Below are 17,505 nucleotides of genomic sequence, written 5' to 3'. Positions count from 1 at the left end.
CGCATGGCGACGCCGCGTGTCCTGCTCACCCGGCGCTGGCCGGAAGCCGTCGAACGGGCCATGCAGGACCGCTTCGATACGGTTCTCAACGAAAGCGACGAGCCGATGTCGCAGGCCGACCTCGCCCGCGCGATGGGCAAGTTCGACGTGCTGTGCCCGACCGTCTCCGATAGGATCGACGCCGAAGTCATCGCCGGCGGCGACCGGGTAAAGCTGATCGCCAACTACGGCGTCGGGTTCGACCACATTGACCTCGCCGCGGCGAAGGCCAAGGGCATCGCGGTCACCAACACCCCCGGCGTCCTGACCGATGCCACCGCAGATATCGCCATGACCCTGCTGTTGATGGCCGCTCGTCGTGCCGGTGATGGCGAGCGCGAATTGCGCGCGGGCAAATGGAGCGGCTGGCGGCCGACCCATCTCATTGGTTCCTCGCTCAAGGGCAAGACGCTCGGGCTCGTGGCTTTCGGCCGTATCGGAATCGCCACCGCCCAGCGCGCGCATCACGGCTTCGGGATGAAGATCGCCTACTACGCCCGGCGCGAGGCTGACCCGGCGGTGGTGCAGGAACTGGGTGCAAGGTTCTATCCGGACCTGAATGAGCTCCTCGCTGCCTCGGACTTCGTCTCGCTGCACGTACCCGGCGGACCGGCAACGGCGAACCTGATCGACGCGGCGGCACTCGCGGCAATGAAGTCGGGTTCCTATCTCATCAACACTGCCCGCGGCGGCGTGGTCGACCATGCCGCGCTCGCCGACGCGCTTCGCAGCGGGCACCTCGCCGGTGCCGGTCTCGACGTTTATCCGCACGAGCCGCAAGTGCCGCCCGAACTTCTCGGATTGGAGAACGTCGTCCTCCTCCCCCACCTCGGCAGCGCCAACGTCGAGACCCGTACAGCGATGGGCGAAAAGGCGATGGCCAACGCAGTCGCCTGGGCCGAGGGTCGCGAGCTTCCGGATCGGGTGGCGTGACAGACGCCGTTGACGAACTCATCGAGGCGGAGCGGCTTCCTCCCGACTACAGTGAAATTGCTGAACAATACTGGCGGCCATTGGCTCACCAAATCACTCGTCATTGCGAGCGTAGCGGTTGCGAAGCAGGCGCGGCGCGCCAACCAATCCAGAGCAACCCGCGCGACCTCCCTGGATTGCTTCGTCGCTCCGATCCTCGCAATGACGAAGGGGGATGTCTGCTCGTCGGCATCAACGGCGCGCAGGGTTCGGGCAAGTCGACGGTCTGCCGATTCCTCGAACTCTTGCTGGCCGATCTTGGCCTATCAGCAGTCACCCTCTCGCTGGACGATCTCTACCTCACCCATGCCGAGCGGCAGACGCTGGCCGAGCACACCCAACCGCTTTTCGCCACTCGCGGTGTGCCCGGCACCCACGACGTCGATCTCGGCATGGACCTGATCGACAAGCTCTTGTCCGGCCGCCCCGCCGACCTGCCGCGCTTCGACAAGGCCCGCGACGACCGTGCGCCCGGATCGGTGCGCGTCGAAGGTCCGGTCGATGTAATCCTGTTCGAAGGCTGGTGCGTCGGAGCCGTCCCGCAGCCTGCCTCAGCTCTCGCCCAAGCGATCAATGCGCTCGAAGCCGACGAGGACCCCGACGGCACCTGGCGGCGCGAGGTCAATCGCCGCCTTGCCACCGACTATGCCGAACTGTTCGCGCGGATCGACCTGCTCGTCATGCTCAAGGTCGAAGGCTTCGATGCCGTCCGCACCAACCGGGCGAAGCAGGAGAGCAAGCTTGGCTCAGGCCCTGCGGTGATGGACGCAGACGCACTCGACCGCTTCCTCATGCATTACGAACGGCTTACGCGCTGGCAACTCGAGGATATGCCCGAGCGGGCCGACATCCTGATCGAGATCGGGCCCGACCAGCGGCCAATTTCCGTCCGTCCCGCCCTTCCCTCATCCGGGAAAACCTAGTAGACTTTGTCAAATAGGAACGTCCGCCAATGACTTGGGGAGTATTTCATGGCCACCGTCACCATTAACGGCGAAACCCGCACCCTCGACGTGCCCGACGATATGCCCCTGCTCTGGGCCCTGCGCCAGGAGCTCGGCATGGTGGGCACCAAGTTCGGCTGCGGCATCGGCGCCTGCGGCGCCTGCACCGTCCATATCGATGGCGTCGCAGCCCGTTCGTGCTCCACGACGGTCGGCTCGCTCGCCGGCAAGAAGGTCACCACCATCGAAGCGCTCGGCCAGTCCGCGGTCGGCAAGGCCCTGCAAGCCGCGTGGCTCGACGTCGACGTTATGCAGTGCGGCTATTGCCAGGCCGGCCAGCTGATGAGCGCCAGCGCGCTGCTCGCCAAGAACCCGTCGCCGAGCGACAAGGACATCGACAGCGCCATGCAGGGCAACATCTGCCGCTGCGCTTGCTACGGCCGGATCAAGACCGCCATCCAGATTGCGGCCGCGGAATCGGAGAAGGCCAATGTCTGAGCTCGCTGAAAAGGTGAACCTGTCGCGCCGCACTCTGCTCAAGGCCGGCGCCCTCGCCGGTGGCGGCATGTTCCTTTCCGCCACGATGCCGGGCATCGCCCGCGCGGCTACCGGCGCGGCCGAGCCCGCGCCGCTCAATGCCTTCGTCTCGATCGCACCCGACGGCCAGGTCACCATCGTCGGCAAGAACCCGGAGATCGGCCAGGGCATCAAGACGATGCTCCCAATGCTGATCGCCGAGGAGCTCGATGCCGACTGGGACAAGATCAAGATCGTCCAGGGCGATTCCAACGCCGCCAAGTACGGGCCGCAGATCGCCGGAGGCAGCTTTGCCACGCCGATGAACTGGTTCCCGATGCGCCAGACCGGCGCCGCGGCGCGCGCCATGCTGCTTGAGGCGGCGGGCAAGAAGCTCGCCGTTGATCCGGCCACGCTGACCACCTCGAAGGGTGTGATCACCGATCCGGCAACCGGAAGGAAGCTCGGCTACGGCGAAGTCGCCTCAATGGCGGCCGAGGCGACAGTTCCCGATCCGGCCAAGCTCAAGCTGAAGGACCGCAAGGACTTCGTGATCATCGGACGCGAAATCGGCGGGATCGACAGCCCCAAGATCGTCCATGGCGAGCCGATCTTCGGCGTCGACACCCAGCTTCCGGGCATGGTTTACGCCGCCTACGAGCGCGCTCCGGTGTTCGGATCGAAGCTCAAGTCGGCAGACACCGCTGCGGCAAAGTCCGTTCCCGGCGTGATCGATGCCTTTACACTCGAAGGCAAAGGCGGCCCCGACCAGCTCGTCGACGGTGTGGCGGTTATCGCCAAGAACTGGTGGGTCGCCAACCAGGCGCGCGGCAAGCTCGCCGCTCAATGGGACACCGGCGATTGGACCTCGCATTCCAGCGCCGGCTACGATGCCGAGGCCAGGAAGCTGATGGACGGCCCGCCCTCCAGCGATGTCTTTTCCAAGACCGGCGACGTCGATGCCGCCTTCGCAACGGCGGCCAAGACGCTCGACGAGCAGTACGCCTATCCCTTCCTCGCCCACGTGCCCATGGAGCCGATGAACACCACGGCTCTGATGCACAAGGACGGCACGCTCGAAATCTGGTCCCCGACGCAGAACCCTCAGGCCGGCCAGATGGGCGTGGCGCAGATGCTCGGGCTCAAGCCGGACCAGGTGACCCTGCATATCACCCGCATGGGCGGTGGCTTCGGCCGTCGCCTGACCAACGACTTCATGCACCAGGCCGCGGCAATCGCTGCCAAGATGCCCGGCACGCCCGTGCAGCTTATCTGGAGCCGTGAGGACGACGTTCGCAGCGACTTCTACCGCCCCGCCGGCTGGCACCGGCTGCGTGCCGCCCTCGACGCGGACAACAAGCTCGTCGGCTTCGACGATCACTTCGTCACCTTTGAACTCGGCGGGGCATACAACCCGGCGGCGATGGCACCGGACATCTTCCCGGCCAAGTTCGTGCCGAACCTGCGCTACGCGCAAAGCAAGATGAAAACGGCGGTGCCGATGGGTGCGCTTCGCGCTCCGGCATCCAACGCCATTGCCTTCGTGACGCAGGGTTTCCTCGACGAAGTGGCGGAGGCCGCGGGCAAGGACCTGCCGACGCTGCTTCTCGAGCTCATCTCCGGGCGGGAGAAGGAACCCGATCCGCCCGGCGGCGGTTTCGGCGGCCCGCAGCGGGGGTTCAATCCGGACCGGATGCGCGGCGTGATCGAAAAGGCCGTCGCTATGTCGCCGTGGGGCAAGCCTGCCCCCGACGGTCACGCCTACGGCTTCGGCTACTACTTCAGCCACCAGGGCTATTTCGCCGAGGTGGTCGAGGCGAGCATCTCCGCGGGCAAGTCACCGCAGGTCCACAACGTGTGGGTCGCTGGCGACGTCGGCCATACGATCATCAACCCGTTCGGCGCGCTCAACCAGGTCAAGGGTGCTGTCATCGACGGCCTGGGCCAGGCCACGGCGCTGGCGATCAAGATCGAGAACGGTGCGGTCGCGCAGTCGAACTTCCACGACTATCCGATCCCGCGCATGCCGTTCGCGCCGGAAATACATGTCGAGTGGGTCAAGTCCGACAACGAGCCGACCGGGCTCGGCGAACCTGCGCTGCCGCCGGCGATCCCGGCGCTGACCAACGCGCTCTACAAGCTGACCGGCAACCGCATCCGCAGCCTGCCGATCGACCGCAAGCTTCTGACGAAGGCCTAACGCCCTCGCAGGATCGCAGCGACGTCGGCCAGGTCCTCGGGCCGGTCGACGTCGCGCAGTTCGTCTTCCGGTACGTCCACGAAGCGCACGTCGTTGCGTCCGCGCATTTGTGACGCGGCGCCGGTATCTCCTTTGAGTTGTGCGAGCTCGGCAAACATTTCTCGCGGAAAGCACGCGGGCGCGCCGGGCTTGTCGCCGGACCAACTGACGGCGGATGGCAGCGGCCCCTCACACAGCCGGTTCAATGTCGATAGCGAGATCAGCGGCATGTCGGCGAGCATGATGAGCAGCGCGTCGGCTTCCAGTTCGATCGCCCATTGAGCCGCAGCGGCAGCCGAAACACCAATACCATCGTCCGCGTTCAACGCGACGACAAGCGCTTCATCGCGCGCAAACGCGGGCATTTCCGGCCCGACCACGACAGCCAGTTGAGCGTTCAACCCTCGAGCAGATTCGAGTGCCCACGCACCAAGCGGCTTGCCCTCGCACTCCGCGTCGAGCTTACCGCCACCGAAACGCCGTGCGCTACCGGCGGCCAACACGGCGATGGCGAGCCTGCCGCTCATGCGTGCGGGTGGAGCATTTCGTAAGTGCCGACCAGTTCGGACAGCACCGAGAGGGCCAGGACCTGCGGATCGCGGGCGCGCGGAATCAGGCCGACGGGGCTGTGAATACGCGCCAGTTCGTACTCGATGCGCCCGGCCGCCCGCAGCCGCGCCATCCGCTCCTCACGCGCCGGGGCGCCGCCTTGCGCGCCGATCAGGAAGGCTGGAGTGCCGAGCGCCCATTGCAGCAGCGCGTGCTCCCACTCGTGGTCGTGGAACAGCAACAGTATCGCGGTCCACCAGTCGACCGCGACGCCCTCGGGTGCGCGGCCGAGATCGAGACCCTGCCCCGCCTCCCGCCATTCAACGGCGATGCCCTGCGTTTCGCAAAGGTTGACCAGCGATGCGCACTCGCCGCCCGCACCGAGCAGGACGAGCCGAGGGGCCGGGATATAGTGCCGCTCGCGCAGAAGGTGGTCGGGAGCATCGACAGGGAGTGGCAGGGCCAGCGACGCCTTCTCTCGCGTTTCGAGAGTGGCCACGCAGTCCCGCAGCGCCGCACGGTCGGGCGCGGGGTCGATCCAGATGTCGAGCCCCGACCCGCATGGCAGGCGGAAGTCGACAATCGGCGAGCCCTTGCCATAACGCAGCAGTCGCGGCTTTCCCTCTGCGAGCGCGGCGACGGCGTGGCTGGCCAGCTCGTCGTCGAGGCACTTGTCGGCCATGTCCCCGACACGAGTCTTGTCGGGATCGACTGCGAGTTGCGTGCCGACCCGGCGCGAGAAGCTGCCGTCGATGCCGACAATGGTGCAGAGCACCGCATCGCTGCTTGCGGCATGGACCAGCGCGGCATGATCGTGGGGAACAGAAGGAGGGGCCATCGCCGCGGGTTTGCCGTGACGCCCGGCAAATGGCAATTCGCTGGAGGCCGTTCGGCGGGAGAATGGTTGATTTGTCAGGAGGTCAGGCATATTCGCCGCGCCAGGAGATAGTTTCATGCAAAACTATATCACCGGATTCGGCAATCACTTTGCCAGCGAGGCCGTCGGAGGCGCGCTGCCCGTCGGGCGCAACAGCCCGCAACGCCCTGCCTTCGGACTCTATGCCGAGCAATTTTCGACCACCGCCTTCACCGCGCCCCGTGCGCAGAACCGCCGCACCTGGCTCTACCGCATGCGCCCGATGGCCGAGCACGCGCCGTTCGAGCCGTTGGAAGGCTTCGCCCGCCTCGCCACCGCCCCGTTCACGCAGGGCCCGGTCAGCCCCAACCGGCTGCGCTGGGATCCGCTGCCGCTCGACGAGAACGCCGACTGGCTCGAAGGACTGGTGACCTACGGCGGTAACGGCGACGTCGGCACGGGAGCGGGCATAGGCATCCACCTTTACGCCGCCGGCCGCTCGATGGAGCGGCGCGTGGTGCAGGACAGCGACGGCGAGCTGCTGATCGTGCCGCAGCAGGGCACGCTGCACATCACCACCGAGCTCGGCCGGATGGACGTGCCGCCAGGCCACATCGCGCTGATCCCGCGCGGCCTGCGCTTCGCCGTCGCGCTCGACGGGCCGAGCCGCGGCTATGTCTGCGAGAACTACGGCGCGCCGTTCCAGCTGCCCGACCTCGGCCCGATCGGTTCGAACGGCCTCGCCAACCCGCGCGACTTCGAAGCGCCGGTAGCGTGGTTCGAGGACGTCGAAGGCGAGTTCGAGGTGGTGCAGAAGTTTCAGGGCCACCTCTGGCGCACGACCATCGATCACTCGCCGTTCGACGTCGTCGCCTGGCACGGCAACTCGGTCCCGATGCGCTACGACCTCGCCCGCTTCAACACCATCGGCACAGTCAGCTTCGACCACCCCGACCCGTCGATCTTCACCGTCCTGACCTCCCCCGGCGAGATCCACGGAACCGCCAACTGCGACTTCGTGATCTTTCCGCCGCGCTGGATGGTCGCCGAAGACACCTTCCGCCCGCCGTGGTTTCACCGCAACACAATGAGCGAGTTCATGGGTCTGATCCACGGCGTCTACGATGCCAAGGAAGGGGGCGGATTCGAGCCCGGCGGCGCGAGCCTGCACAACCAGATGAACGGGCACGGCCCCGACGCGACCTCTGTCCGCAAGGCGATGGAAGCCGACCTCAAGCCAGTGAAGCTCGACGACACGCTGGCCTTCATGTTCGAAAGCCGCTGGGTCATCCGCCCGACCGCCGCGGCGATGGAACTTCCCGGCCTGCAGGCGGATTACGATCACAGCTGGCACGGATTCGAAAAGGCGAAGCTTCCCTAGATGACTGCACTCGACGAAACCCACGATCCCACCGCCTCGAGCTGGGTGGACGGCGCCGACGACCATTCGGAATTCCCGGTGCAGAACCTGCCGCTCGGGATCTTCTCGACAGGGGACGGCACAAGGCGCGGCGGCGTGGCAATCGGCGATTTCGTGTGCGATCTGGGCGCCGTTGCCCCCCTCCTGAGCGGCCCTGCCGCCGAAGCTGCGACCCTCGCGTCGGGCGCCACGCTCAATGCCCTGTTTTCGAGAGGCAATTTCGCCGCCGACGCGCTTCGAACAAGTCTTTTTGGCCTTTTCACCGATATCTCAAGTAAGGCTGAGGTTAGCCGATTCCTGCACAGAATGACCGATTGCACACTGCATCTGCCATTCGCCATCGGCGACTACACCGATTTCTACACTGGCATCCATCACGCTGAAAACGTTGGCAAACAGTTCCGGCCGGACAACCCCTTACTGCCCAATTACAAGTGGGTGCCGATCGGTTACCACGGCCGCGCCAGCTCGATCGTGCCGAGTGGCTGCGACGTGATCCGACCGCAGGGCCAGCAGAAGAACCCAGACGGCGACGCACCGCTGTTCGGCCCCTCGAAACGGCTCGACTACGAGATGGAAATGGCAGTCTGGACCAGCGGATCGAACGCGATGGGCCAGCCAATCCCTATCGGCGAAGCGGGCGACCACATTGCCGGGCTTTCGATCCTCAACGACTGGTCGGCGCGCGACCTGCAGGCGTGGGAATACCAGCCGCTCGGGCCGTTCCTGGCCAAGAATTTCAATTCGACGATCTCGCCATGGGTGGTGACGAGCGCCGCGCTGGCCCCATTCCGCATCGCACAGCCCGCCCGCCCCGAGGGCGACCCGGCGCCGCTGCCCTACCTTTCCGATGCAGCCGACCAGGACCACGGCGCCTATGCCATCGAAATGGAAGTGCTGCTCAGCACCGCCAAGATGCGTGCCGCGGGTATTGAACCGCATCGCCTCTCGAAGGGCCCGATGAGCGCGATGTACTGGACCGCGGCGCAACTGATCGCACACCACACGGTGAACGGCTGCAACTTGCAGCCGGGCGACCTGCTCGGCACCGGCACGCTGTCGAACGAGACGCCCGACACTTTCGGCAGCCTGCTCGAACTGTCGGAAGGCGGGAAGAAAGCCATCGAACTGCCGGGCGGCGAAACCCGCACCTTCCTCCAGGACGGCGACGAAATCGTCATGCGCGCACACGCCGTGCGTGAAGGCCGCCGCACAATCGGTTTCGGCGAATGCCGCGGGCGGATCGTGGGATGAGCGAGCTGGTCCTGCACGGCTACTGGCGCTCGGGCACCAGCTACCGCACGCGCATCGCACTCAATATCAAGGGCCTCGCCTATCGGCAGGAACCGGTCGACCTGCGCGAGGGCGAGCAGAAATCGGCGAGCTATCTTGCACTCAATCCGCAAGGCCTCGTTCCGGCGCTGGAGTGCGACGACGGCATCCTGACCCAGTCCTCGGCGATCATCGAATGGCTCGACGAGCGCTATCCCGAACCCGCGCTGTTCCCCACAGGCGGGGCGGAGCGCGCCAAGGTCCGGGCCATGGCGATGACTGTCGCCTGCGACATTCATCCGCTCAATAATTTACGAATTCTTAAGTATCTACGCCGCGAACTTGAAGTAGATCAGCAAGGTGTCGACGCCTGGGCCGGCACGTGGATCGCGGCCGGATTCGATGCGCTGGAAGCGACGATCGGGCAGCACGGCGGGCGGTTTGCCTATGGCGACACGCTGACCGCGGTCGATTGCCACCTCGTGCCGCAAGTCTATTCGGCCGAGCGCTTCAACGTCGATTGCACACGCTGGCCGAGGCTGATGCAGGCTGTGGAGAATGCGCGGGGCGAACCGCCGGTCGCCGCGGCGCATCCCGACAACCAGCCGGACGCGGACTAGCCCAGCGCCGCAGCCCGCTTGGCTGCCGCCTCAACCGCCTCCCGGTCGACCGGGCCGCGCGGGGCGATCCAGCTTCCGCCGACGCACAGCACTTGCGTGAGCGCCAGCCACTCGGTTGCGGTCTCTTCGGTGATCCCGCCGGTCGGGCAGAAGCGCACGTCGCCGAACACCGATGCGAGCGACTTCAGCGCCGGTAGCCCGCCCGCCGCAGTCGCCGGAAAGAACTTGAAATGCGTCAGACCCATGTCGAGCCCGCGCATGATGTCGCCTGCGTTCGCTGTGCCGGGCAGGAACGCCGTTCCCCAGGTGATGGCCGCCTTGGCAAGCGGCTCGGTCAAGCCGGGGGAGACGATGAACTCGCTGCCCGCAGCCAGCGCCGCTTCGAAGTGCGTGGGGTTGAGCACGGTCCCGGCCCCGACCACGGCACCGGGCACCGACTTCATGGCCGCGATGGAAGCTAGCGCCGCAGGGGTCCGCAAGGTCACTTCGAGCACGGGCAACCCGCCTGCCACCAGCGCTTCGGCAAGCGGCACGGCGTGGTCGACGTCGTCGATCACGATGACCGGGATGACCGGGGCAAGCTGCATGATCTCGGCGATGTCGGCCATTCACGTACTCCGTGGTGTGGATGATCGCGCGCCTATCGCATTTCCGGTGCGGCGGTCCACTACCAAGCTCAGGTGCGGATCACCTTCGTCAGTGCACGGTCGATTGCGGCGAAGACCGTTTCCAGGTCCGCATCGGAAATGCAGTAGGGCGGCATGACGTAGATCGTATTGCCGAGCGGGCGCAGCAGCACGTCCTGCTCGCGGAAACTGGCGAGCAGCTGCGGCCCGAGATGCGAGAGATATCCGGCGTCGGTCACCTCGATATCGAACGCGGCGACGGTGCCGCACTGGCGCAGGTTCGCGACGGGGTGTCGGCCGGCGATCCGGGCGAAACCCTCGGCCTCGCGCGCCGCCAGGCTGGCGATCCGTTCGAATACCGGCTCCTCGCGCCAGATCGCGAGGTTTGCGTTCGCGGCGGCGCAGGCGATCGGGTTGGCGGTGTAGCTGGAGGAGTGGAAGAACATCCGCGCGCGGTCCTGTGACATGTGCGCCTCGAAGATCGGCGCGTTCGCCAGCGTGACCGCCAGTGGCATGCTGCCCCCGGTCAGCCCCTTCGCGAGGCACATGATGTCAGGGACCACGCCCGCCTGCTCGCAGGCCGTCAATGTGCCCGTGCGACCCCAGCCGGTCATTACCTCGTCGGCGATGAACAGCACGCCGTGGCGTGCGCAGATGGCGCGCATTTCGGCCAGTACCGCTGGGGAGTACATCAGCATGCCGCCGGCCCCGAGCAGCAGGGGCTCGACGATGAAGGCGGCGACGTCGGTGCTGGCACAGGCTGCGTCCAGCGCGTCATACGTCGCCTGCTCCTGTCCGGCGTGTGGGAAGGGAATCGTGCCGACGTCGAACAGCAGCGGGCTGTAGGCCTGGTTGTAGACCCCGCGTTCGCCCACCGACATGCCGCCGATGGTGTCGCCGTGGTAGCTGTGCTGCATGACGAGGATGCGGTGGCGCGGCTCACCACGATTGCTCCAGAAGCCGAGGGCCATCTTCAGCGCGACCTCGACGCTGGTGGAGCCGGAATCGGAGAAGAACACATAGTCGAGCCCGTCGGGCATGATCTCGACCAGCCCGCGCGCGAGCGTCTCGGCGGGTTCGTGGGTCCAGCCGGCGAAGATCAGCTGGTCGAGTTTCTGCGCCTGCTCGGCGATGGCCGCGACGATACGCGGGTGGTTGTGGCCGTGGGTGGTGACCCACCAGCTCGAAATGGCGTCGATCACCCGCCGTCCGTCGGCGGTGTAGAGCGCTGCACCCTCGGCGCGCTCGACCAGCGGAATAGGCTCGCCGAGGCCGTGCTGGGTGAACGGGTGCCAGACCGGCGAGGTGCCGCTCATGCCAGCAGGTCCGTGCGGATCCCTGTGGCGAAGGCCTCGGCTAGCGTCTCTGCGGTCAGCGGATCGAGGTGCGGAAGGCGGCCGAGATGAGGCACCCTGCCGATTTCGATGATGGCGCGTTCGGCCGCCGGCTCGGCCTCGCCGATGAAGGCAACGCCCGCTACCGGCACATCGCGGGCACGCAGGGCCTCGATCGACAGCAGGCTGTGGTTGATGGTGCCGAGCGCGGTGCGGGCGACCAGCACCACCGGCAGGCCCCAGTGGGCGAAGATGTCCGCCGCGAGCAGGTCCAAGCGGTAGGGAACGAGGACGCCCCCTGCCCCCTCGACCACCAGCGGGCGGTTGGTCGTCGGCAAAGCCAGCCTGGCCAGCTCGATCTCGACCCCGTCGATCCGCGCAGCCTCGTGCGGCGAGCATGGGGTTGCCAGCCGATAGGCCTCGGGGTGGATGTGCACACCGGGAGCCAGTCGCGCCACTTCGCCGCTGTCGGTCGCACCATCGAGTCCGGCCTGCGCGGGCTTCCAGTAATCCGCCCCCATGGCCGCCGCGAGACCGGCGGCGAAGACCGTCTTCCCGACATCGGTATCGGTGCCGCTGACGATGTAGCTCAAACCGTTTCCCCCAGCGCTTCGAGCAGGCAGTCGATATCGTCCTCGTGGTGGACGCACGACAGGGCGAAGCGGATGCGCGCGGTGCCCGGCGGCACGGTCGGCGGGCGGATGGCGACGCCGAGGACGCCCTGCTCCTCCAGCCGCCTCGCCAGCGCCAGCGTCTCGTCCTCGCCGCCGACCAGCAGGGGGACGATCTGCGTGTCGGAATCGGCGGTGTCGAAACCTTGCCGCTGCAGGCCCTTCCGCAGCCGGTCGGCCAGGGCGGCAAGGTGCGCCCGCTCGGCATCCATGCCGGGAACGAGGTCGAGCGCAGCGTCTATCGCCCCCAGAACGGGGGGCGGAAGCGCGGTAGAATAGATTAAACCGCTGCACGCGTTGACGAGGTAGTCGCACAGCAATTGCGACCCGGCGACATAGGCCCCGAACGATCCCAAGGCCTTGCTGAAAGTGCCGATGACCAGGTCGACATCGACCCCTGCCTCAGCCGAAAGCCCCGCCCCGCGCGGACCAAGCACGCCGGTGGCATGGGCCTCGTCGACGATGAGGAAGGCATCGTGGTGGCGCGCAATCTCGGTCAGGCGAACGAGGTCGCAGCGGTCGCCGTCCATGCTGAAAACGCTCTCGGTGACGATGATGCGCTCTTCGGCCAGAGGGCCCTGCTCGGCCAGCAGGCGGTCGAGTTCGTCGAGGTCGTTGTGAGGGAAGCGGACCTGCCGCTTGCCCGCTGCGGCTATGCCGAGGTGCATGCTCGCGTGGACCACTTCGTCGGCGAAAATCGTCGTGCCGGGGGCCAGTTTGACCAGAGCCTTGAAGATCGAGGCGTTGGCCTGCCAGCCGGAAGCGAACAGCAGCGCCGCCTCGCTGCCCTTGAAGGCCGCCAGCTTCGCTTCGACCGCCGCGTGCTGTTCGAGCGTCCCGGTGACCAGCCGCGACGCGCGCGAACCTGTTCCGAGATGTTCAGTCCATTGAATGCAGCGCTTCATCAGCACCTGATTCCGCGTCAGCCCGAGGTAGTCGTTGCTCGAAAGGTCGATCAGCTCGCGCCCTTCGCGCACGACATGGCCCGGTTTTCCCGGCGCCAGCGGACGAAGCGTGCGCAGCAGCCCCTTGCGCTTGCGTTCGGCGAGGGCGGCGGCAATTCGATCGAGCATTGCGTCCCTACTCCGCGGGAACGCGGTCCTTCCGGCACGCGCCCTGCCGCATCGGCTCCTCGCCGGTGAGCGGCTTCAGGCCGAGCCGCGAAAACAGCGCGGCGTCCTCGTCATCTCCGGCGTTGGGTGCGGTCAGCAGCTTGTCGCCGGTGAAGATCGAGTTCGCCCCGGCCATGAAGCACAGCGCCTGCGTCGCGTCGGACATACTCTCGCGTCCGGCCGAGAGGCGGACCATCGAGAGCGGCATTGTGATCCGCGCTACCGCCACCGTGCGGACGAACTCGATGTCGTCGATCTTGGCCAGCGGCGTATCGGCCAGCATGTCGCCGAGCGGAGTGCCCTTGACCGGGACCAGCGCGTTGACCGGCACGCTTTCCGGGTGCCGCTCCAGCGTCGCCAGCGTGTGGATGAAGCCGACCCGGTCCTCGCGCGTCTCGCCCATCCCCACGATCCCGCCCGAACACACGTTGATACCCGCTTGCCGGACGTTATCGAGCGTCGTTAGTCGGTCTTCGTAGGTCCGCGTCGAGATGACCCGCTCGTAGTACTCGGGGCCAGTGTCGACATTGTGGTTATAGTAGTCGAGCCCCGCCTCGGCGAGCAGTTCGGCCTGCGCCGGAGTCAGCATGCCAAGCGTCATGCAGGTCTCCATACCCATGGCGCGCACGCCCTTCACGATCTCGACGATCTTTGGCATATCGCGATCCTTGGGGTTGCGCCAGGCTGCGCCCATGCAGAAACGCTGGCTTCCGGCATCCTTCGCCTGCGCCGCGCGCTGCAGCACCGCGCGCACGTCCATCAACTTGGTTGCCTCGACCTCGCTGTCGGCATGGGCGCTCTGCGAGCAATAGCCGCAATCCTCGGGGCAACCGCCGGTCTTGATCGACAGCAGGGTGCACAGCTGCACCTCGTCAGCCGGGTGGTGCGCGCGGTGGACCTCGGCCGCGCGAAACACCAGTTCGGTGAACGGCAGGTCGAACAGGGCGGCGATTTCCTCGCGAGTCCAGTCGTCACGCGTCAACGGCATACCTCTCCTCAGGCCGCCACTATGTCGGAGGTGGCCGCCCGCTTGCAAATGTTCTCTGACTGCTTCTCGGTACCACATTCGGCTCTAGTTAGATTGCGTGACCGGTCAACCACCCCCTTCACGACTTGCGGCCGCTGCAGACAACAAATTCGCCGGGAATTCGGTATCCGTCGTCGCCGAGGAACGGAGCGATTGAGGCGAGGTATTCGGCATGAGCCTCCTCGCGCATCTGCTCGTCGAAGCGGTTGTAGGCGAGCGCAACGGGCCCGCCCGCAAAGGCCGCTTCGAGTGCACGCTCGGCACTGTCGTAGGGCAGGTGAGTCGAGAGGCAGTCTTCCGATTCCAGTTCGAAGCCGGCCCAACCCATTTCACGCGCCAGCGCGCCACTGGTGCCGAGGCGGAAGAACAGCGGGCAGACCTCGGATTTCACCCGGGCGTCGACAATCGGGAAGATGTCCGCCCATCCGCAGTTGCGCCGGTCGCCCCAGACCGCAAACACCGCACGTCCGCCGGGGCGCAGCACCCGCAGGACCTCCTGCATGACGGCGCGGGTATCGGGGAAATACATCAAGCCGAGCGCGCAAGTCACGAGGTCGATCGAGCCATCTGGAACCATCCGGTGCGCATCGGCCCCTGCCCTGACCGACTCGACCCAGCAATAGCCGCGGGCCGAGGCTTCGCCGGCGAGAATATCTACCATGCGCTGCGACAGGTCGCTCGCGATGACATTGCCATCCGGCCCAACGGCTTCGGCGAGCGGAAAGGTGACGAGGCCCGTGCCGCAGGCAATGTCGAGGACGCGCTCGGCCGGCTGGGGCCCAGCCCGTTCGAGCAGCTTGCGCTGTGCGAGCGCGAGGCTGTCGCGCCAGCCGTCTTCGTAGCAGTCGGCCGCCTTGTCCCAGCCGTAGCGCTGGATGCGAAGCTGGAGGTTAGCGTCCATGGTCGCCTCCCATTTCGGCGAGGGCCGATTCGACATGAGTGAAGGTTTGGATCTGTTGGGCGTTGGCGAGCGCATCGACCAGCGGGCTGAGGCGCAGCGATGTTGCGACGACATCTTCGACAACTTCGCGCGGTGCCGGGGACCGCACGTCGATCTGTACTCGCATTCCGGTGAAACCTGGAGGGGTCCTGCTACACAGGCCCAACAGCCCGCGCGCATCGGTGTCGGTCTCGAGCGTGACCTCGACATGGTCGATTGGTATTTCGCGCCGCGCCGCCCACAGCTTGACGCCGATGGCGATGCAGCTGCTCAGGGCGCTGCGCAGCAGGGCGCTGGGCGTCGGCTCCTCGTTGCCACCGCCGAGGCCCTTGCCGGCATCGACGAGGAAACGGTGGCCCTTCTCCTCGACGCTGCACAGGGTGCCGCTCTCGATGCGGGCGGTGTTAGTGTAGGTGCGCTGACCGCGCTCGGGGGCGAGGGTCACCAGCTTGTCGGCGCGTTCGAGTGCGATCCGGGTTTCGGTTGCGGTGGGCATCGGTCTCTCCTTCGTGTGCAGTCAGGCCGCCGCGCGTGAAGCGCAGGCGAGGTAATCGTGGAGGTGCGAGGCAAGTGCGGCGGCATCTGCGCCGACTCCGGCAATGAAGCTCGACTTGCGGGTTCGCATGAACGGCAGGCCGAGCACGTAGACGCCCGGCGCATCGACCACGCCGCGATCGTGCCTCAGCTCGCCGCGCGGCGTGAGGACCGGCAGGCCGAGCCATCTGTAGTCGGGTCGATAGCCGGTCGCCCAGATGACGGTCCGGATGCCCGCACGCGCCAGGTCGAGCGAAAGCAGCGGATCGTCCGGCAATTCGGTCGAACGAAAGCGCTCGACAGGTTCGACTGCGCCGACGAGGCCCTGTTCGTCGATCCAGGCGTCGATTTCACCTAGCATGCGGTTCATCTTGAGATCGGCGAGCGCGCAGACATTGGCCAGCGCGCCGGAAAACTGGATCGTTCCGCTGCTGCACCCCATCGCACGCCCGGCAATGCGCACGCCGATGTCCTGCAGACTGTTGAGGTCGAGCGTCTCGGCCGGATCACCGCCCGAGAGCTGGATCGAAGGCACGCGGCGGGCGCGGCGGGCATCGTCGGCATCCTCGATCCGGCGACCGAAGATGCCGCAGGCTTCCATCCAGTGCATGATGTCGAGACCGCGGTAACGGCGCGGCGCACGGACGTGTTCGCCCGTCGCCAGTACCACGTCGCGGCCGGAAAGCTGGATTTCCCGCGCTAATTGCGCCCCGCTCGCCGAAGCTCCGACGACCAGCACGGGGGCCGGCTCCAGCATGTCGGGCGCGCGGTAGTCCATCGGGGTCAGCGAAGCGATTTTGCCCGGCAGCTCCGACGACCAGCGCGGCCGGCTGGCGATGTTGCAGGCGCCGCTGGCGATCACCAGCGTGCGGCATTTCCACGATCCGCGATCCGTCTGGACGAGGTACCCGGAATCGATCGATTGAATCTCTTGCACGGTGGTATTCGCTTCGATCGGCGCAGCGACCTGCGCCCCGTAGCGATCGAGCAGGGCGACCGTCTCGCCCATCGACATGAAGCCGTCCGGCGAGGTCCCGAGATAGGGCATCCCGGGAAGTGCGCTCATCCAGTTGGGCGTAAGAAGGCGGAGCGAGTCCCAGCGTTCGGTGCGCCAGCTGTTCGCCACTTCTCCCCTCTCGAGGAGGACGTGGTCGATCGAGCGGGCGGTGAGTTCGCGGCTCATCGCGAGGCCGGCCTGGCCGGCTCCGACAATCAGCGTTGTTACCTTGCGCATGGACTCGCTCCTTGTTCGAACCGGGACCGGCTCAGTTCACTTCGACGACGACGTTCGTCGGGTTGACGAGGATGTCGAACACCGCCGAACGCTTCTGCGACTGGGCGACGATCGCGCGGATGTCCTCGTCGCTGGCATCGGCCACGATCTCGAAGTTGACGCGCACGGCCGAGAAGCCGTTACGGACGTCGGCATCGATGCCGAGGATGCCGAACAGGTCCATGTCGGCTTCGAGAACGGCCTTGACGCTGTGCAGCTTGACACCGCGGTTTTCCGCGACGGTGGCAATGCCCGCGCCGAGGCACCCGGCGAGGCCGGCCAGGACGACTTCCACCGGTGTGGCGCCGAGATCGGTTGCCGCAAAGCACGGCGGATGGTCGGTGTCGATCGCGAAGGTGCGTTCGCGGCGATGGTCTTCGCCAAGACCATGGAAGCCATTGATCGAGGTGCGGGTATGCACGCCGTCCTGCCATTCGGCAGTCGCCTTCCAGGTGAAGGCGGCGGCCGGCGGGGCGGATTCGAGCGCGACGCGAGCGCCGAGCAAGGCATCGACGTTGACGCCATTCAGAACGGTACGGGGGGTATCGATAACAGACATTG

General features: G+C 66.5%; 18 protein-coding genes. 7 read left to right on the top strand and 11 right to left on the bottom strand.

Features of this window, described 5'->3' with window-relative positions; all coding sequences use genetic code 11:
* The first annotated feature begins 3 nt into the window (after positions 1–3).
* Genes GRI89_RS01815 through GRI89_RS01800 form a run of 4 tightly spaced genes read left to right on the top strand, consistent with a single transcriptional unit; the run spans position 4 to position 4,671 of the window.
* Positions 4–972, top strand: a complete 969-nt coding sequence (locus GRI89_RS01815; protein ID WP_159791615.1) for a 2-hydroxyacid dehydrogenase — start codon at positions 4–6, stop codon at positions 970–972.
* Positions 969–1,934, top strand: coding sequence for a kinase (locus GRI89_RS01810; protein ID WP_328598028.1), 966 nt, complete (start codon positions 969–971; stop codon positions 1,932–1,934). Before GRI89_RS01815 ends, GRI89_RS01810 begins: the two co-directional genes overlap by 4 nt.
* Positions 1,935–1,982: 48 nt before the next feature.
* Complete coding sequence (locus tag GRI89_RS01805; RefSeq protein ID WP_159791613.1) at positions 1,983–2,453, top strand: (2Fe-2S)-binding protein; 471 nt, start codon at positions 1,983–1,985, stop codon at positions 2,451–2,453.
* Positions 2,446–4,671 carry a xanthine dehydrogenase family protein molybdopterin-binding subunit gene (locus GRI89_RS01800; protein ID WP_159791611.1) on the top strand — a complete coding sequence of 742 codons (2,226 nt, stop codon included), beginning with the start codon at positions 2,446–2,448 and terminating at the stop codon, positions 4,669–4,671. Before GRI89_RS01805 ends, GRI89_RS01800 begins: the two co-directional genes overlap by 8 nt.
* Here the strand turns inward: GRI89_RS01800 and GRI89_RS01795 are convergent.
* Positions 4,668–5,237 carry a nucleotidyltransferase family protein gene (locus GRI89_RS01795; protein WP_159791609.1) on the bottom strand — a complete coding sequence of 190 codons (570 nt, stop codon included), beginning with the start codon at positions 5,235–5,237 and terminating at the stop codon, positions 4,668–4,670. The two genes, GRI89_RS01800 and GRI89_RS01795, sit on opposite strands and share 4 nt — an antisense overlap.
* Entirely contained in the window at positions 5,234–6,097 is an 864-nt protein-coding gene (locus tag GRI89_RS01790; RefSeq protein WP_159791607.1) for an XdhC family protein, read from the bottom strand. The genes GRI89_RS01795 and GRI89_RS01790 overlap by 4 nt, the downstream gene beginning before the upstream one ends.
* A gap of 115 nt (positions 6,098–6,212) precedes the next feature.
* Here GRI89_RS01790 and hmgA point away from each other — a divergent pair, with 115 nt between their 5' ends.
* Genes hmgA through maiA form a run of 3 tightly spaced genes read left to right on the top strand, consistent with a single transcriptional unit; the run spans position 6,213 to position 9,427 of the window.
* A complete protein-coding gene (hmgA, locus tag GRI89_RS01785; protein WP_159791605.1) occupies positions 6,213–7,496 on the top strand; it encodes a homogentisate 1,2-dioxygenase in 1,284 nt (427 codons plus the stop codon).
* Positions 7,497–8,789: a fumarylacetoacetase gene (gene fahA / locus GRI89_RS01780; protein ID WP_159791603.1), complete on the top strand. Its 1,293-nt coding sequence runs from the start codon at positions 7,497–7,499 to the stop codon at positions 8,787–8,789.
* Entirely contained in the window at positions 8,786–9,427 is a 642-nt protein-coding gene (maiA, locus tag GRI89_RS01775) for a maleylacetoacetate isomerase (RefSeq protein ID WP_201290846.1), read from the top strand. Before fahA ends, maiA begins: the two co-directional genes overlap by 4 nt.
* Here the strand turns inward: maiA and eda are convergent.
* The 9 genes from eda to GRI89_RS01730 form a co-directional block, all read right to left on the bottom strand.
* Positions 9,424–10,035: a bifunctional 4-hydroxy-2-oxoglutarate aldolase/2-dehydro-3-deoxy-phosphogluconate aldolase gene (gene eda / locus GRI89_RS01770; RefSeq protein ID WP_159791601.1), complete on the bottom strand. Its 612-nt coding sequence runs from the start codon at positions 10,033–10,035 to the stop codon at positions 9,424–9,426. The genes maiA and eda overlap by 4 nt on opposite strands.
* Positions 10,036–10,103: 68 nt before the next feature.
* Positions 10,104–11,369: an adenosylmethionine--8-amino-7-oxononanoate transaminase gene (locus GRI89_RS01765; protein WP_159791599.1), complete on the bottom strand. Its 1,266-nt coding sequence runs from the start codon at positions 11,367–11,369 to the stop codon at positions 10,104–10,106.
* Positions 11,366–11,980 carry a dethiobiotin synthase gene (gene bioD, locus GRI89_RS01760; protein WP_159791597.1) on the bottom strand — a complete coding sequence of 205 codons (615 nt, stop codon included), beginning with the start codon at positions 11,978–11,980 and terminating at the stop codon, positions 11,366–11,368. The genes GRI89_RS01765 and bioD overlap by 4 nt, the downstream gene beginning before the upstream one ends.
* Complete coding sequence (locus GRI89_RS01755; protein ID WP_159791595.1) at positions 11,977–13,131, bottom strand: aminotransferase class I/II-fold pyridoxal phosphate-dependent enzyme; 1,155 nt, start codon at positions 13,129–13,131, stop codon at positions 11,977–11,979. The genes bioD and GRI89_RS01755 overlap by 4 nt, the downstream gene beginning before the upstream one ends.
* 7 nt (positions 13,132–13,138) lie before the next feature.
* On the bottom strand, positions 13,139–14,158 hold the full coding sequence (bioB, locus tag GRI89_RS01750) for a biotin synthase BioB (protein WP_159791593.1): 1,020 nt from the start codon (positions 14,156–14,158) through the stop codon (positions 13,139–13,141).
* Between the two features lie 118 nt (positions 14,159–14,276).
* Positions 14,277–15,098, bottom strand: a complete 822-nt coding sequence (locus GRI89_RS01745) for a class I SAM-dependent methyltransferase (RefSeq protein ID WP_159791591.1) — start codon at positions 15,096–15,098, stop codon at positions 14,277–14,279.
* A complete protein-coding gene (locus tag GRI89_RS01740) occupies positions 15,088–15,633 on the bottom strand; it encodes an OsmC family protein (protein WP_159791589.1) in 546 nt (181 codons plus the stop codon). Before GRI89_RS01740 ends, GRI89_RS01745 begins: the two co-directional genes overlap by 11 nt.
* A gap of 21 nt (positions 15,634–15,654) precedes the next feature.
* Positions 15,655–16,905, bottom strand: coding sequence for an NAD(P)-binding domain-containing protein (locus tag GRI89_RS01735; protein WP_159791587.1), 1,251 nt, complete (start codon positions 16,903–16,905; stop codon positions 15,655–15,657).
* Positions 16,906–16,936: 31 nt separating this feature from the next.
* Positions 16,937–17,503, bottom strand: a complete 567-nt coding sequence (locus GRI89_RS01730; protein ID WP_159791585.1) for an OsmC family protein — start codon at positions 17,501–17,503, stop codon at positions 16,937–16,939.
* Positions 17,504–17,505 lie beyond the last annotated feature (2 nt).

Origin of the sequence: Croceibacterium salegens (assembly GCF_009827435.1) — a bacterium.
Taxonomy (GTDB): Bacteria; Pseudomonadota; Alphaproteobacteria; order Sphingomonadales; family Sphingomonadaceae; genus Croceibacterium_B; species Croceibacterium_B salegens.
The sequence above is the reverse complement of the archived record's forward strand: the minus strand, read 5'-3'. Positions and strand labels throughout refer to the sequence as shown.